The organism is Neokomagataea anthophila (assembly GCF_018122595.1).
Taxonomy (GTDB): Bacteria; Pseudomonadota; Alphaproteobacteria; order Acetobacterales; family Acetobacteraceae; genus Gluconobacter; species Gluconobacter anthophilus.
The window spans coordinates 505,667-522,156 of the sequence record NZ_JAGRQH010000001.1; the positions used below are offsets into that span (position 1 = coordinate 505,667).

Here is a 16,490-nt window from a genome sequence, read left to right on the forward strand (position 1 = left end):
CACATATGCTTATAAAAACAGAGGGAGAATACACGTTTAGAATGTCCGAATGACACTCACCGACATTCAGGCATAATTGGGTTTACACGCACCAAACGCTTTCAACACCACCTCACCAATCACTTCATCCGTATCATGAATGGAGGCATGAAAAATCTTTCCATCATTCTTATCCAAATCCCAAGCCCCGTGGCCACCACCACTGCCACGTGTGGCCGTTAGCTCGATTTGATCTGTATTTTCATAGTCCCAGCTGGAAAATACACGAGCTGTTCGAATGACAGCCGTCCGCCAATCTTTGATTTGAAAGTCCTCAACGATCTTCTCCCAGAAGTCATAAAAAGCTTGATTGCTTTTTTCTGTGATGCTTTCTCTATCTTCTGGATGATACTGAAGGTGTTCGTTCATATCGTCGCTTGTGTGCAAAGCACGTCGAAAGTTTTCACCAATCCATTGAGGTGTTGCATACTTTCGATCAGTGTATATTGCCCATCCATTGCTAGAAAAATTATTCCCTCCCCGTATTTCTGAACTTATTATCGCGTAAAATTTTTTACTACGATAAATAAAAGAACTTTTTCTTTTAGTCATTTTATTTTCCATTATTTAAATTTTATCGTTTTATAAATAAAAAAAATTCACCAAATCAGTCCATATAGAAAAAATATGATATACCCCAAAACATATTTAATTTTTTATTTTCAAATACATTACTCAAACCTTAGCACCACCAGCAGCCTTCACCTCACGCCGCCAATCACGCATCCCATAAGCTGCAAGAACGGCAAACATTACATACAGCCCTGCGGTAAGCAGGTCGTGCCGCCAAAAAAAGGCCACCGCATACAGCGTATCCACCACAATCCACAGCGCCCAGTTTTCCCAATGACGCCGCGCTGCCCATAACGAAGCCAACAGACTAAAACATGTCAGCCCAGCATCCCCCCATGGCATCGGGTCATCCGTATAAAAACGTAATCCATACCCCAAAATAAAAGAGAGAAGCAGCGTCACAACGCCTTCCAACGCAAACCTCCCCCTCTGCGCTGGCTGCACCATCAAGCCATATTCGGCATCTTTCTGCCCCGCACGTGCCCATGCCCACCAACCGTAAAACAACATCACAGCATAGAAAATTTGCAGCCCCATATCACTGTACAGTTTCCATAACAAAAACTGATAGCAATAAACAAAGACACCAACCAATCCGATAGGCCAGCACCACATACTCCGCCGCACCGTAAACCACACGCCTAAAACATTCGCGATAACGCCCAGCAGTTCCAACCAAGACATAGCGTTATCCTTAAAGATTTACCTGCCGTATATGACGCAAAAGCCTCTTTCCCTCCGATGACTGAAACCAATCTGCATGCCCTAAGAGGTACCCTTGATAGGCCAAATCCGCATTATCGATATTCTTCAGTATTCCATAAAAAAAATCGATCTCACTTACTGAGAAATCAGCATGAGCAATGGGAAGCACATCCGCTACAGCCGAACACTCTGCATCCCCCCAGCCGGACACCCCAGCATATCCCCTCAAAAACGCCGTCACATGCTCCAATTGTGCAACAGGTTCTTGCCCCCCTTCCATATCCAACCACGACACCATGCTGCGCTCTAAAGCGACCGCAACATCCAAAAAGGCCGAACTCCGATCCGCCAGCCCAAAATCAAGCACCGTGCTCATCTGCGCATCTCCCCCTGCGGAAGACCATAAGGCATTCGAGCCATGCCAATCCCCATGTCCCCACACCACAGGTCCCCGCTGCAACGCCTGATACGCTGCCACGTGAAACGGTTGCACAACACGCTCCAACACGTCAGTACGCCACATATGCTGATCTAAATACTCGCCCACCGCAGGCTGTTCCACCACCGCACGCTCCAGCGCCGCCATAGGGTCTACCTGCCCAAAAAGACGTGCATTCGTGATAAGCAGCCTCGTAGAACGAGCCGGTGCCCCATACAAATAAGACGCACCATGCAGCCGCGCCAACATCTCTCCAGCCTGATACGCATGCTCCCACCGTATAAACGGCGTCCAAGATGTATGGTCACGATATACATCTTCACCCCGCCCCATATAGTGCAACTCATACGTCCACCGATGGAGAGCAAGAGCCGTCTCTCCATTACGGCTCGGCACCAGCCGCACCACAGGGATCTGCTTTCCTGCCAAAAAGCGGATAAAACGATGTTCCTCTAAAATATCCTCTTGGCTCCGCAGCGCTGCCGCATGGCGCTTCATGAAAAAAACGCCCTTCGTCGTTTTAATCCGCGCAGCTGAGGAGAAAGGCCGCGGACTGTGCCACGAAATCTCCCGCAAGGCGCCCACATCATAAAACTGCTCTAACAGTGCTGAGAGTTCGCTTTCACACAATGCCGGCCAGTCAGATTGCTGCGGTGCAGTCCCTAACCCATGCACATAATGCACGTCGGGAGAGGCTTCCCCCTCCGCAACTACAGACCCCTCACCACACCGCAGATCCACCATCCTTAAAACCCAGTCGATGCCGTAAAGAGCGCTGCAAACCCACCACCAATAAAGTAACTCGGCGCACTTCCAGAAATCGTCGTGCCCGAAACGCCCGTCACATCCTTCGCGTTCAAGGTCGGACTTGCCACACCAGAGAGATAATGCTGGTTGGTGATGTTCATAAAATTCATCCGCAACGTTGGCTGCTGCAAATGCAGATGATCCGAGAAACGATACCCAATCGCCAAATCACCCGTCGTATGATCCGGCATCCGCTCATCATTCATGAAGGTCGCATATTGATGGCCCGTATAACGCACCGTCGCCACACCAAAAATATGCCCATCATCATACGTCAGCCCAGCGGCCGCCTGTAGGGTTGGGCTCCGCACCGCACGCTTACCGCGCGTCGGCACATAATCATCCCCCGCCACAATGTTGCTATCCACCGTTGCATGGAGGTATTCCCCCGATACATAAGGCGCCAGATGGTGCCACGGGCGCAGCCCCATCTCTACATCCACACCGCGCGTCGTCTGCCCACCAGCGTTTAACGTGGTGTTAATCACAGAGCCATTCTGCACAGCCTGCGTCTGAATCTGACGGTTCGTAAAATTGTAATTGAACAGCGTCAGGCTCCCAATCAACCAACGCCCCGTCCGGCGGTACCCCAGCTCTTCCGAAATCGAATATTCATTCTGCACATGCGTCGCGCCCTGCGTCAGCACAGAACCAGACCCCGGATCATAGCTATTATACAAAGCGGATTCCGTCGGTGCCCGGAAGTTCGTGGCCACATTCATAAAAAGCTGATTGGCATTATCAATGCGCCACCGCACACCCAAACGCGGCAATGGCTCAAAGCTGTTTGAAATCGCATGATATTGCGGGCCGGGCATAGAGTTCGTCCCAAAACGGCGCATCATCACCGCCTTCAACCCCACATCCACCGCCAAGCGATCACCCCATAGGCTCATATGGTCCCCCACAAACAACGCATTGGTCTGCGAAATTGTGTGGAAGCTATCTCCCAACAGCGCCTGACCATTGGGCATATGCACAACATACGAGGCTTTCTCAGCCCAAATATCCGGCGCTACCCCATTCGCTTGCACGGACGTGAAGGGCTGCTGCTGGTTATCATCCCCATAATCATACCAATAACCCAGCAGAACATCATTCCAGCCGCGCTTATAATGCACCGTCGTCGTAAAGCCGGAGCGGTAACTCCGCTGCGTATAATCCGCCCGTACAACCCCAACACCATCAACCGTGTTCGACAGGTTCAATGTGCCGGGGACAGGCTGTGTCCCTTGATACACGCCCGTTTCAGAGAGCGTGCTGCCGCCCGGCCAATTCCCATAAGCCATCTGCGCATAGGCTTCAGCATCAACGGACCAATGCGCGTTCAGGCGCACATGCACGGGCGCGCCCCCATAAAGTGTGCGCTCCCCATCACGCCATAAACGCCAGTAATTCACACCATTTTCAGCGTTCTGCGCGTCATAATGCGCCAGAAGGTTATTCTGCCCACCAATGCCGTCCGACTTCCATGTGGCCATTGTCGGCTCTGGGTACCAACTGGTAATCGTCGTATTAAACGACCCCACAAGCGCAGCGCGGCTTCCTTCACCCCATTCCTTCAGCAGCTTAAAATCAACATGCTGCTTCTTATCCCGCCCAGGCCCGCGCCAATTATCCGTCGCGCCATGCGAATATGAAATAAACCCACGCACACCCGAATGCCCAATATCCCCCGTATCCAAGCGTAAAAACTCACGATTGGTATTATATGAGCCATACGATACCGCAGCGTATCCGCCCGCCTTTTGTGCAGGGTCCCGGAAGGTCATATTAATCAACCCACCAACCGCATTCAGCACCGGACTATTCAAATCCGCAGAACCCTGCGCCAGCGCGATCTCTTGATAATTCTCACTATCCGCAAACTGGCTCGGCGTGCCGCTATAAGCGGACACATCATTCAGCGGCATGCCTTCCAAAACATAACCAATGGAATCATTGCTCAAACCACGCACCGTAATATCGGTATTCGGTGAGAAACCCATTGGGTCCGACGTAGAGACATTCGCCCCAGGCAATAACGACACAAGCTGAAACGCCGTCGCCATTGGCGCTTGCTTCATAATGTAATCCTGCCCCACCGTACTGACGGACTTCACCCCCGATTGCGGATGGATCAAACCACCGCCCGGCTGATGCCCTTGATTACGATCTGCGAACCCCTCAACCGTCACCTTTTCAACGTGAGAAGCTTCCACGCTCCGTGCTTTAGACGTCTTCGGCGAAACCTGTTCAGCAGCCTGAGCCGTCACCGATACTAACATCGACAAGGCCGATACACCTGCCAAAATGTTCGTTTTTCGTGAGCGGGAGACCTTTTTACCGAACATCACTACCACCACCTTGATCTCCCTAAGCTTCACACGAGATGAAATATTCTTTTAAAACACTATGATGTTACCCTGTATCATAGTTCCGCCATCCGTCACCCTGCCATAAACATGGAACTGACATGCCTCAAACGGCACACTGCATACCGGTTGTCGTTCCTCAACAAGCCCGATAAAAACCAAATTCTAAGCGTAAACAATTCCTAAGCTAAAACCTTCCACAGTTTTAACCCCCCTCGCAGACAAGGCACCTTCATGTTCGATCTGTACCTGCTTATCCAACTTCTCATCCGTGTTTTCACGTGGATGCTGCTCGGTTACTGCGTCATGTCCATGCTGCTTGGTTATGGCGTCCTGAATATTCATAACCGCTTCTTTTATGGCCTCTACAGCACATTAGGCCGCATCGTTGAGCCTGTTCTGAACCCTATACGGCGTATTCTCCCGGCAACAGGCGGACTCGATTTTGCCCCCTTTGTCCTACTTCTGGCCATTCAGTTCATTGTACAACCGCTTTTACGCCACCTCTTCATGGCCACGCTGTACCATCAATTCTAACGCGATACTGTGCCGCAATAAGACCTATCTGCACGAGGCTGAAAGGTAGTATTTACCTCCATTAAAAGACAAAAAAGGCTTTGTGATTCCCTCACAAAGCCTTTGCCTTTTACACCCTCCATAACCCGCTCCATGCTGCTCAGCATTAAGCCGATGGCCGGCGCAATGCACGCCATGCCGTCTCGAGCGCTTCCCCCAAGGATGAGCCACTCTCCGACACACACCCACCCTCTGGGTCTGCCAAAACAACAGACCAAAACGTTGTTTCGTCACGCTCAATCGTAATACGCCAATCCTTCGGCAAACGCGCCAGAACACGATCCAACCGTGCGCCTTCTGTCAAAGGTTTTGTCTGATGATGCGGCACCGTCTTACTCCCTTAACACGACGCTCATGACCGTCACTCTACACTCAGAAAAAAGGCCTTAACACTCAAAAGCATTAAGACCTCCATCCTTCACACATTCACTCAAGAGTACCGCCGATCACAACGCCACAATGAGCAAGTTCCCACCGTACAGAGACGACCTGACTTACACAGTACCGCCTACAGTCAAACCGGCCAACTTCAACGTCGGTTGCCCTACACCCACAGGCACACCCTGACCAGCTTTACCACATGTACCAATACCGGGATCAAGCGCCATGTCCTGCCCGATCATAGAGATACGGTTCATCGCATCAGCACCATTACCAATAAGGGTTGCACCCTTCACAGGGGTCGTGATTTTTCCATCTTCAATGCGATATGCTTCAGACGCGGCAAAAACAAACTTACCCGAGGTAATATCCACCTGACCGCCGCCAAAATTCACCGCATATAATCCGTTTTTCACGGAGCTAATCATCTCTTCCGTGGTCGCATCACCACCCAGCATCACGGTATTTGTCATGCGGGGCATAGGCGCATGTGCGTAGGATTCACGACGGCCATTCCCCGTTGGGGCAACCCCCATCAAACGGGCATTGAGCCGATCCTGCAAATATCCCTTTAAAATACCATCTTCGATTAGAACGTTACGTCCTGTCGGGGTGCCCTCATCATCAATCGTCAAAGAGCCACGGCGCTCCGGCAATGTACCATCATCAACAACCGTTACCCCCGGAGACGCCACACGCTGCCCGACCATACCGCTAAAAGAGGACGTACCCTTGCGGTTAAAATCGCCTTCTAAACCATGCCCCACAGCTTCATGCAGCAAAATACCCGGCCAGCCAGCGCCCAACACGACTTCCATCTCTCCAGCAGGAGCCGGTTTTGCTTCCAAATTCACGAGAGCCTGACGCAGGGCCTCATCAACAGCATGTTTCCACACCTCCGGTGCCAGAAGGCGCTCAAGCGTATAGCGCCCCCCCAAACCATGAGAGCCGCTTTCCCGAACGCCACCATGTTCAACAACAACACTCACCCCCAAGCGTACCAAGGGACGAATATCAGCCAAACGCTCACCATCATCAGCACGGCGCATAATCTGCACAGCCTGCCATTCTGAACTGAGGCTCGCACTCACCTGCACCACCCGCGTATCCGCTGCCCGTGCATAAGCATCAATTTCAGCTAAAATCGTAGCGCGCTGTGCAAATGCCGTCCCCTCTAGCGGCCGTTCAGCACCGTAAAGCGCGCCGCCAGCACGACGTGGTGCTAACGCAGCACTACCTGACCGCCCTTGGGATAAAGCCGATACAGCCTCAACCGCACGCCCTAAAGCCGCGTCACTCAGTTCATCCGAATGTGCAAAAGCGGTTTCATTCCCCAAAACGGCACGCAGACCAAAACCAGACGTCGTCGAAAAGCTAGCCGAACGAATGGTGCCGTCATCAAAGGCTAACCCTTCATTCTCACGGTATTCTAAGAAAAGCTCACCATCATCAACATGCGCCAAAGCACGCTGCACCGCGCGCTGCGCCCCATCCAATGATAGGGCACTCTGCGCTCTGCCGAAAAACACATCATCCGTCGTTTTCAGCGCGGAGCCATGCTGTAATACCGCCTGCGCGCTGATATCCGACATACTCTTGTTTTCCTTAACACTCATCTTAGCCCAAAGCCGCCTTTAGACGTTTCAGAGCCTCTTTTAACACATCCGGCTGCTTACAAAATGCAAAGCGGATCAAATTACGCGGCGGCTCAGCCGAGCTGGCATCATAAAAAGCCGAAACAGGGATCGTCGCTACACCCGCTTCACGCACCAACCACTCTGCAAAAGCGACATCATCCTGCCCCTTGGCCAAGGGTGTAATATCCGCCACGACAAAATAACTTCCATCTGCCGGGAGCGTTTTAAAGCCCAATTCGTGCAAACCATCCCGCAGCAAATCACGTCGTTCTTCCAGAGACGACGCCAACTCATGGTAATACGCATCATCTTTCCGCAGACCATAAGCCACGGCACGCTGTAAATTCGGGGCCGTCGCAAAAACATAAAGCTGATGCGCTTTTGCGATCAAATCCGCCAACGGTGCCGGCGCCGTGACATACCCGACTTTCCACCCAGTCAATGAAAAGCTCTTACCAGCGCTACCAATCCGCATGCAGCGTTCACGCATTCCCGGAAACGTCATCAACGGATAATGTTTCACGTGAAACGTTAGGTGTTCATACACCTCATCACAGATGGCATAGACATCATGCTCCTGTACCAGTGCGGCAATCGCGCTTAACTCTTCATGCGAAAACACTTTCCCGGCCGGGTTCATGGGAGAGTTCAGCAAAATGGCTTTCGTTTTAGGGCCGAACGCCGCTTTCAGAGCCTCCAGTGACAACTCCCATGACGGCGGCTCAAGCCGCACACATTTCGGAACCGCTCCCAAAAGACGGATCATGGGTAGATACGTGTCATAAAGCGGCTCAATCAACACCACTTCATCACCAGGATTAATCACCGCCGTTAAGCTGGCAGCCAGCGCTTCTGTAGCACCTGATGTCACAACGACTTCTGTCGCCGGATTAATATCCAAACCATAAAAACGCTTATTGGACTCCGCAACAGCTTCGCGCAGTTCCGGAAGCCCCGTAAGAGGCGCATACTGATTGCGTTGATCCCGCAACGCTTGCGCCGCATGCGCTACAATATCCGCTGGCCCTTCCGTATCCGGAAAACCCTGCCCCAAATTCACAGCCTGATACTGTACCGCCAGCTGTGACATGCGTGTGAAAATCGTCGTCGGCAATGCCGAGAGCATCGTATTTGGGGTCTTCATACCTATTCCTCGTCGGTCTCGTTGCTGACACACACATCAATTGAGAGTCGCTTTCTCGTCAACACCTCATCTGGACAAAACCCCTCCTATTTCTAAGAGAGATTCTCTAGCTTTTCTTACGCAACATACCCTCGACAGCGGGGCAAATGTCCCCTAATCGTTTTGATGCCGTTCACACTCAGTTAAGGCGTTATAGTCCCATGACTCAGACAGACTCTTCCGTTCCGGCCCCTAACGCAGAAGCCGTTGCACGCGTCTTCTCCTTGATCCAAGAGCATGCAGCCGAATTCGTCGACCTGCGCTTCACGGACCCTAAGGGCAAGTGGCACCACACGACACAAACCGTGAGCACCATTGAAGAAGACACCTTCACAGAAGGTTTCATGTTCGACGGTTCATCCATTCAGGGTTGGAAAGCCATCAACGAGTCCGACATGGTTCTGCTGCCGGACCCAGAAACCGCTGTCATGGACCCTTTCTCTGCTAAGCCGCAGTTGATCCTCGTTTGTGATATCGTCGACCCACGTACGGGCAAGTACTACAACCGTGACCCACGCTCCACGGCAAAGCTGGCTGAAGCTTACCTGAAGTCTGCTGGCTTTGGTGACACAGCATTCTTCGGTCCGGAAGCTGAGTTCTTCATTTTCGATAGCGTTCGCTTCGGTACAGGCCCGAATTACGGCACATACGAACTGGAAAGCATCGAAGGCCCAGAAGCAGGCTTGAAGGCTTATCCAGAAGGGAATATGGGTCACCGCCCAACGCAAAAGGGTGGTTACTTCCCAGTACCGCCGGTAGACAGCGAGCACGACCTCCGCGCTGAAATGCTGTCCACAATGGGCGAAATGGGCCTGCCGATTGAAAAGCATCACCACGAAGTGGCGCGTTCACAACATGAGCTCGGCACGAAGTTCGCAACGCTCGTAAAATCTGCTGACTTCATGCAGATCTACAAGTATTGCGTCCACAACGTTGCGCATTCTTACGGCAAGACAGCAACCTTCATGCCGAAGCCAATCGCTGGCGATAACGGCTCCGGTATGCATGTTCACCAGTCCATCTGGCGTGACGGTAAGCCTGCTTTCGCTGGCGACAAATATGCTGGCCTGTCAGAAGACGCTCTGTTCTACATTGGCGGCATCATCAAGCATGCGAAGGCACTGAACGCCTTCACCAACCCATCCACCAACTCTTACAAGCGCCTGATCCCAGGCTTTGAAGCACCTGTTCTGCTCGCTTACTCAGCCGCAAACCGCTCTGCTTCATGTCGTATCCCACACGGCAACAGCCCGAAGGCAAAGCGCATCGAGGTTCGTTTCCCTGACCCGACCGCTAACCCTTACCTCGCATTCTCTGCAATGCTGATGGCCGGCCTTGACGGTATCCGTAACAAGATTCACCCAGGCGAAGCCATGGACAAGGATCTGTACGAACTGCCGAAGGATGAACTGGCTCAGATCCCAACCGTTGCTGGCTCCCTGCGTGAAGCGCTTGAAGCCCTCAGCGCAGATCATGAGTTCCTGCTGGCTGGTGACGTGTTCACCAAGGATCAGATCGAAAGCTACATCGATCTGAAATGGAGCGAAGTGTACAAGTTTGAACACACGCCTCACCCAGCTGAATTCGAAATGTACTACTCCGTCTAATCCTTCTGGGATTTTGACAGAGAAAAGCCCGGCCTTAGTGCCGGGCTTTTTTTATACTCACCACTAAGAGACGTTTAACGTCAAAAACAACAACAGCCCATAAATCTTGGTTCTTAATTTTAAAACTGTATATATTTATGGCATGACTTAGAGCACGCTTCACATACGATCGCGAAATATATATTTTATAAAACCACACACAAAGGTCTTCACCATATAAATTCGCAAAATGGTATATAATTATCAACAATAACACCCACTTTACAGGAGATATATAATTAAATAAAAATGAGTTTTTATTTTTGGAGTTTATTTATGTGGAAATTTTTCTTCAAAAAACAAATTACGCTGTCTATCCCCAAACTTGCCTTACAAAAATCACTCAATTTAGCCCTGCCACTCACTACTGAAGCCGCAGGATTCGAAATTTCTATACCTAAAGTCGATCTATCCTTCATGTCAGACGATCGAATGAGAGTGACCACGACGCTAAATGTGCAACAAGGAATATTTCATGCACAGGCTGAATTACAATTCTCTGCCACACTAATTTTTCGTGAGAAGAAATTTTATATTTCAGATCTATTAATTGAAAAAACAACTATTGGTAAAATCACAACTTCCAACACCAATGAAAAAGAATCAGCGGATAACTCTTGGGAAAATGCGCTGCGCAGTGTGGTAAAAACCCTCAATTTAGAAGAAAAAACAGCGAGCCTCATTAACACTTTCAGACCTACTTTTGAGAAATTTTTAACTGGAACGGGCGGCAAAATAATCAGCGCTCTCTTAGAACATATCCCTGTATATTCTCTTACAGATGATACTCGGATCAACCGCATGATGGGAGCATCGCTTATTTCCATTAAAATGGCGAAAGAAAAAGTAAAGGTTACTCTTGGGCGCCGTTCATAACCAATAAGTTTCAATTATAAATTTTGTTTCTTATTTTATAACCTTATCGAGTAATAACGTGAAGATATTTCGGGAAACGAAAATAAACGTGACACCCAGCACTCCGCCTGTCAATCATGCACAATACGGCATTCATACGCATATAGATCTTAGGCAGCCTCTTCACTCATGGACTTCCAGCCCAACTTTCCCGGCACTCTTCACCACTTTTCCACTCATGCTACACGGTTATTGGATGTAGCCGGAACTGCCCTTTTTGCTATTTCAGGTGCGCTTGAAGCTGCCAAAGCACGACAAAACATTCTCACATTTTTCTTTTTTGCCGTTATCACAGGCGTTGGCGGAGGCACAATGCGCGACCTCCTTATCGGCGCCCCAGTCGCTTGGCTGCATAATTCAACCACAGCCCTAACATGCCTAATTGCAGCCCTTGCTGTATGGTTTACTCCTGCACATTTATGGCCCGCGCGGGCTGTCGACTGGTTTGATGGCTTAGGCATTGCTGCCTATGGCGTCTTTGGAACAGCTAAAGCAACAGCTTATGGTATCCCTCCCCTCCCCGCATTACTCATGGGAGTGGTAAGCGCTTGTTTGGGGGGAATCTTCCGCGATGTTCTCGCTGGTGTACCATCCATTGTCATACGGCGAGAGCTATACGTGACTGCCGTTGCTCTCGCCTCAGGGCTTTATATATTGCTCACACATCTGGGCCAACCGCCAATCATAACGGTGGGCGTGAGCATTTTGGCCGGATTTAGTCTTCGCGCTTTAGCCATTACGCGCGGCATTGGCCTTCCTGTATATCACCGCTAAGGCATTAATTCAGGACATCAAAACCACTTTCTTCAATACTCTCTTTTAGAGCCTGAACGGTCACTTGTGTTTCATCATACTGCACAACGGCCTGCCCCGGTTTTAACGTCACTTGAGCCTGCTGCACGCCTTCAAGGGCATTTAATGATGTTTGCAAGCGCTTGCTGCATCCTTCACAAGACATACCATCAACGCGCAAAGACACTTCCGCCATATTCTGTTCCTTTTCCACAATACATTATGCTCAAAACTTAGGGAGCGGCTTCTAAAGGCTGCAACTGCATCAGATCCAATTGCGCATCCAATGTCTGAGCCAGAGCGGCTAAGGCTTGAAAGTGCGGTGTTTGCAGATGCTCCTCAAATGCTCCACGGGATGCCCACTCTTCAACCGCCGTAAAACGCCCTATTTTCTCAAGGTCCCGGCTAATCGTGTAAGAAACACACCCAGTTTCTTTGCGGGTATCACGCAAGCAACGTGTCAGTTCTCCCTGTAATTCTGGTGCCTTCTCTGGCGTAACCGTTACCACCGCAACAACATGTACCGCTTGGGTCATGATGCTCCCCTCCATAAGATTTAAATTATGCGCCATGAGCAACAATACCCAAAGCTCAAAACCATTTCTTAAGGTGGTGCTCTAAACCACAAAAAAGAACCCCATCACGCCCTAAAGGTGGTGATAATCAAATTTTATCAAACACCAAATTTTTAAAGAATTACTCCTCCGAAAGAGGGTATATTTCAAACCATGAGTATGACCACACAATAAAACATAAACACATCACCACAAGAGTATTATTATTAAATCAAAACAATATAAAAATATCATATATAGATATTCAATATATTTATTAATACATGAGTTATTGTGTAAAAATATTTATATAATTTTATTTAAAATAATGTATTTCACCAATAACGTTAAATATAGTTACAAAAATAAATAGTATGTTTTGATTGGTAACTGATCTCTATGTCGCATAACAAAAAAAACCGCTCTCTTCTCGGTTATCGTGCCACACTTCTCTCTATGACTGTGCTTGCTTGCACATCTCATGCTGGCGCACAGTCTATTCCTCTCGATATTATATCCGAACAGTGGACCAATCAAAGCAATGGCCCACTCACAACCGGTTATCGACTAGGCATCAATGTCGGGGTTAACGGCGGGCAACCAGAAGAATATCTTTTCGATACTGGATCAGATTCTTTTAATATTGATGTCGGTAATGGAAGCACTGCACCGTCTTGGTTCCCGACAGCAAACACACAACAATCCGTCGCAAGTCTTACGCCTTATATGTACGGGGATGGTACGTATGGATATCTACTCAATCCTACGACCGTGCAGAGTATTCAGTTTTTTAACTCATCTACTGGAAAAATAAACTCAAACTATAACACACAGGGTGGCCTTCCCGTCGCGGCAGCACCTTATTACATTGCCACAATGAATAGCCTCCCTGGGCAACCCGGAATACAAATCAATAACCCCACACTCACCAATGCAGGTTTTACAACACAACCCTATTACCAAGACCTGACTTGGCAGCAGAATATAGACCAAGGACAGCCCCCCGAAGAAGGTCACTTCTTTGGCACGTTTGGCGCAGGTGACTTTGGCAATGGCGTTCCAGGCATGTTGACCAAATCTGGTTACATTGTTGAAGCTAATGGGACCGCCTCTACCCCCGGAAGCTGTGGTAGTGCCTGCATGATCTTGGGTTTAACACCCGCTTTACGGGCACAATTCTTCAGCATCGTACCATGGGCTGCAGGGGCTCAAGGGACTTTTGCTCTTTCCGGCGCACAAAGCTCCACTGAGTTTGATACGCTCTTTAAGTACACTCTAAGCTCTAATGGACAAAGCTCTAGCAAAACTCTGCTAACCTTGCTGGACTCTGGTACGCCAAGCATTGTTCTAACCGATTCAGGCCTCTATCAGGGCGCTGTGAATAATGGAACAGTTGATCCAAACGCCGATCCATATAGCAACCCAAATGCTGCATCGAATGGTAATTTACGTCCCGGAATTACCCTAACAACACTCGGATATGGCACAGGAAACCAATCCGAAAATTTATCTTCCGGTGATGATTACAGTGGCGATGAGAGCAACACGATTACAGTTGCTCCGTCTGATAATGAGTTCAACCCTCCATCAGCTATTAATGGCATCTCATTTTATTTCCATAATGCCGTCATGTATGACCTGAAAAATGCAGCAACTGGTTACACACCATTTTATGTAACATCTGATAATTTCAGCAACGGACTTGATATTACAAACGCCATGGGGCCTCTCGGCGTCGCTGGTATTATCTCTGGAAAAGGCTCCGTCACAGTTGAACAAAATGCCATTGCCTACCTGACCGGTGCCAATACTTATACCGGAGCAACCACTATCGCAGCCAAAGGGTGGCTCGGTATTGGTGGGCCTGGGAGCATTGCATCGTCTTCAATAGTCCAGAATAATGGTACTCTGGACCTAACCAATTCATGGCAAGGCCAAGAAATCCAATCACTATCTGGTTCGGGTACCGTTCTACTCGGCAAGAACACACTGGTCTTAACCAACGCAAATAACACTTTCTCCGGTGCTCTCCAAAACTTCTATACTCCCGGCAGTGTAACAACCAGCGAGCCATACCCGGTCACATATGCTCTGTCTTCAGGCGCTAAATTTGGTGGCCTGATTATCGCAAGCGGCCAGGAAACGCTTTCGGGTAACAATACCTACACCGGCGACACAGGCATCGGCGCAAATGCTAGCTTGATCCTCAACGGCTCTCTCGGACAAACGACCGTTCAAAATGCTGGTGTCTTTATCAACAATGGCAAGACCAATGGCCTCGTACAATCCACCGGTTTTATCGGCGGTACGGGATCCTTCACGGGCGGCTTAAACGTCGTGTCTGGCATTGTCTCCCCCGGCACACCTTCGGCAAGCCCCGCACCCGGTGCATTTAATGTATCGTTTGGGAACTTAACGCTCGGACAAAACGCGACGTATCTTGTACAGACACAAGGTGCAAATAGCAGTCGTATCACCGTGGACGGGCAAGCTACCCTTAATGGTGCCACTGTGTCTGCTCCCGTTTCCAGCGGAACCCGTGCTCCTGTTCTGGGCCAAAGCTACACCATTCTCACAGCGATGAACGGCGTTTACGGACGATTTGGACAGCTCTCAAGCAACTTGACCGGCCCATCTGGCTATTTGCCCTTCCTAACACCATCACTCAGCTACACAGCAAACAGCGTTTCGCTCGATATCAGCCGCAGTAATGTCTTGTTTTCTTCTGCGGCAACAAATCGTAACGAATACTCAGCAGGCAGTGCTTTAGATGCCCTCCCCGCTACGCTGGCACTCACGACGCCGCTAACACAACTGAATATACCCGAAGCACGCCAAGCACTCCGTGCGCTTGCAGGTGAAGTACATGCGTCTGTTCGTACGGCTCTGATCCAAGATGCCTCTGACATCCGTGATACAGCAGTTGAGCGGCTTCGGACAATTGAGTGCGCCCCTGGAGCCGGCCTTTCAGCACAGCAAAGTGCATCTTATTCACACGGCGTACGCATTGCGGATGATGGGCAATGCCATACAGACCGCCAAGGACTTTGGATGCAAAGCTATGGCGAATGGAGCCATAACGCACAAACAGCCAATGCCGCAGGTCTACATAATCAAACCGGCGGTTTCATTCTCGGTGCCGATACGACGGCTTTCCAGCAATGGCATCTGGGAGCTTTGTTTGCCTATGGCCATTCTGGTTTCTCTGCTGATAGCGGCCAATCCGCTAGTGGGCAGAGCAACAACTTCAGCCTTGGTGCCTATGGTGGCCGACGTTGGAAAAAGCTGGGTCTAAACATAGGCGCAACATACACGTTCAACGCCATGACGATGAACCGCAACGTTGATTACCTTGGTGTTTCTGACCGCAATAGCAGCCATTATAACGGAGGCACGGCGCAAGCCTTTGCAGATCTTGGCTATCGCCTGACGTTCCGTCGTATAAATGTTGAGCCCTTTGCAAACGCAGCCTACGTTAACCAGAATACCAATCCGTTTACGGAACAAGGTGGCGCCACAGCAATCTCTGGAGCGAACTCCAACACGGGCGTTGCCTTCACCACATTCGGCTCACGCTTCGCAACGGACCTACAATTCCATAAATTGCATGTTCAACCGCAATTCTCGGCTGGTTATCGCCATGCTTTTGGGAATATTACGCCAACAGTGCATCAATATTTCTGGAACGGAAGCTCCAACTTTGAAGCCGCAGGTATCCCTCTCGCACAAGATGCCGCAGTTGTTTCTGCCGGTGCACAAGCGAAAATTGCGAACAGATTAAACTTAAACCTCCAGTATTCAGGACAATATGGAAGCCGATACACACAAAGCGGTATCCATGCTGCTCTGAACTACCGTTTTTAATTAAGGTTTATCATCAAAAGTATTG

General features: G+C 49.7%; 14 protein-coding genes. 5 read left to right on the forward strand and 9 right to left on the reverse strand.

Annotation, left to right across the window (positions count from 1 at the left end):
• Positions 1 to 66: 66 nt before the first annotated feature.
• The 4 genes from KB213_RS02255 to KB213_RS02270 form a co-directional block, all read right to left on the reverse strand.
• The gene (locus KB213_RS02255; protein WP_211680430.1) at positions 67 to 591 is read right to left on the reverse strand and encodes a hypothetical protein; all 525 of its coding nucleotides are present in this window, start codon (positions 589 to 591) and stop codon (positions 67 to 69) included.
• 123 nt (positions 592 to 714) lie between these two features.
• Positions 715 to 1,296, reverse strand: coding sequence for a nicotinamide riboside transporter PnuC (pnuC, locus tag KB213_RS02260; protein ID WP_211680431.1), 582 nt, complete (start codon positions 1,294 to 1,296; stop codon positions 715 to 717).
• Between the two features lie 10 nt (positions 1,297 to 1,306).
• A complete protein-coding gene (locus tag KB213_RS02265) occupies positions 1,307 to 2,500 on the reverse strand; it encodes a phosphotransferase enzyme family protein (protein WP_211680432.1) in 1,194 nt (397 codons plus the stop codon).
• 2 nt (positions 2,501 to 2,502) lie between these two features.
• Positions 2,503 to 4,896: a TonB-dependent receptor gene (locus KB213_RS02270; protein ID WP_211680433.1), complete on the reverse strand. Its 2,394-nt coding sequence runs from the start codon at positions 4,894 to 4,896 to the stop codon at positions 2,503 to 2,505.
• Positions 4,897 to 5,151: 255 nt separating this feature from the next.
• On the opposite strand from KB213_RS02270, the gene KB213_RS02275 reads away from it, so the two are divergent.
• Complete coding sequence (locus KB213_RS02275; protein WP_211680434.1) at positions 5,152 to 5,454, forward strand: YggT family protein; 303 nt, start codon at positions 5,152 to 5,154, stop codon at positions 5,452 to 5,454.
• A gap of 145 nt (positions 5,455 to 5,599) precedes the next feature.
• Here KB213_RS02275 and KB213_RS02280 read toward each other — a convergent pair whose 3' ends face one another.
• From KB213_RS02280 to KB213_RS02290, 3 genes are all read right to left on the reverse strand, one after another.
• Positions 5,600 to 5,821, reverse strand: coding sequence for a type II toxin-antitoxin system HicB family antitoxin (locus tag KB213_RS02280; RefSeq protein ID WP_211680435.1), 222 nt, complete (start codon positions 5,819 to 5,821; stop codon positions 5,600 to 5,602).
• Between the two features lie 166 nt (positions 5,822 to 5,987).
• A complete protein-coding gene (gene tldD, locus KB213_RS02285; protein ID WP_211680436.1) occupies positions 5,988 to 7,466 on the reverse strand; it encodes a metalloprotease TldD in 1,479 nt (492 codons plus the stop codon).
• Between the two features lie 25 nt (positions 7,467 to 7,491).
• The gene (locus tag KB213_RS02290; RefSeq protein WP_211680437.1) at positions 7,492 to 8,655 is read right to left on the reverse strand and encodes an aminotransferase; all 1,164 of its coding nucleotides are present in this window, start codon (positions 8,653 to 8,655) and stop codon (positions 7,492 to 7,494) included.
• A 200-nt stretch (positions 8,656 to 8,855) separates the two neighbouring features.
• On the opposite strand from KB213_RS02290, the gene glnA reads away from it, so the two are divergent.
• The 3 genes from glnA (at position 8,856) to KB213_RS02305 (ending at position 12,029) form a co-directional block, all read left to right on the forward strand.
• Positions 8,856 to 10,301 carry a type I glutamate--ammonia ligase gene (glnA, locus tag KB213_RS02295; RefSeq protein WP_068173644.1) on the forward strand — a complete coding sequence of 482 codons (1,446 nt, stop codon included), beginning with the start codon at positions 8,856 to 8,858 and terminating at the stop codon, positions 10,299 to 10,301.
• Between the two features lie 315 nt (positions 10,302 to 10,616).
• Entirely contained in the window at positions 10,617 to 11,216 is a 600-nt protein-coding gene (locus tag KB213_RS02300) for a hypothetical protein (protein WP_211680438.1), read from the forward strand.
• Between the two features lie 168 nt (positions 11,217 to 11,384).
• Entirely contained in the window at positions 11,385 to 12,029 is a 645-nt protein-coding gene (locus tag KB213_RS02305; RefSeq protein WP_211680439.1) for a trimeric intracellular cation channel family protein, read from the forward strand.
• Between the two features lie 4 nt (positions 12,030 to 12,033).
• Here KB213_RS02305 and KB213_RS02310 read toward each other — a convergent pair whose 3' ends face one another.
• Positions 12,034 to 12,243, reverse strand: coding sequence for a heavy-metal-associated domain-containing protein (locus KB213_RS02310; RefSeq protein ID WP_211680440.1), 210 nt, complete (start codon positions 12,241 to 12,243; stop codon positions 12,034 to 12,036).
• Positions 12,244 to 12,280: 37 nt separating this feature from the next.
• Positions 12,281 to 12,583, reverse strand: coding sequence for a putative quinol monooxygenase (locus tag KB213_RS02315; protein WP_249110134.1), 303 nt, complete (start codon positions 12,581 to 12,583; stop codon positions 12,281 to 12,283).
• 417 nt (positions 12,584 to 13,000) lie between these two features.
• Here KB213_RS02315 and KB213_RS02320 point away from each other — a divergent pair, with 417 nt between their 5' ends.
• Positions 13,001 to 16,465: an autotransporter outer membrane beta-barrel domain-containing protein gene (locus tag KB213_RS02320; RefSeq protein WP_211680442.1), complete on the forward strand. Its 3,465-nt coding sequence runs from the start codon at positions 13,001 to 13,003 to the stop codon at positions 16,463 to 16,465.
• The last annotated feature ends 25 nt before the right edge of the window (positions 16,466 to 16,490 follow it).

Coding starts and splice junctions, on each gene's coding strand:
- KB213_RS02310 (WP_211680440.1), bottom strand. CDS start 12,243: ATGGCGGAAGTGTCTTTGCGCGTTGATGGTATGTCTTGTGAAGGATGC.
- pnuC (WP_211680431.1), bottom strand. CDS start 1,296: ATGTCTTGGTTGGAACTGCTGGGCGTTATCGCGAATGTTTTAGGCGTG.
- KB213_RS02315 (WP_249110134.1), bottom strand. CDS start 12,583: ATGACCCAAGCGGTACATGTTGTTGCGGTGGTAACGGTTACGCCAGAG.
- KB213_RS02290 (WP_211680437.1), bottom strand. CDS start 8,655: ATGAAGACCCCAAATACGATGCTCTCGGCATTGCCGACGACGATTTTC.
- glnA (WP_068173644.1), top strand. CDS start 8,856: ATGACTCAGACAGACTCTTCCGTTCCGGCCCCTAACGCAGAAGCCGTT.
- KB213_RS02300 (WP_211680438.1), top strand. CDS start 10,617: ATGTGGAAATTTTTCTTCAAAAAACAAATTACGCTGTCTATCCCCAAA.
- KB213_RS02270 (WP_211680433.1), bottom strand. CDS start 4,896: ATGTTCGGTAAAAAGGTCTCCCGCTCACGAAAAACGAACATTTTGGCA.
- KB213_RS02255 (WP_211680430.1), bottom strand. CDS start 591: ATGACTAAAAGAAAAAGTTCTTTTATTTATCGTAGTAAAAAATTTTAC.
- KB213_RS02265 (WP_211680432.1), bottom strand. CDS start 2,500: ATGGTGGATCTGCGGTGTGGTGAGGGGTCTGTAGTTGCGGAGGGGGAA.
- tldD (WP_211680436.1), bottom strand. CDS start 7,466: ATGTCGGATATCAGCGCGCAGGCGGTATTACAGCATGGCTCCGCGCTG.
- KB213_RS02305 (WP_211680439.1), top strand. CDS start 11,385: ATGGACTTCCAGCCCAACTTTCCCGGCACTCTTCACCACTTTTCCACT.
- KB213_RS02275 (WP_211680434.1), top strand. CDS start 5,152: ATGTTCGATCTGTACCTGCTTATCCAACTTCTCATCCGTGTTTTCACG.
- KB213_RS02320 (WP_211680442.1), top strand. CDS start 13,001: ATGTCGCATAACAAAAAAAACCGCTCTCTTCTCGGTTATCGTGCCACA.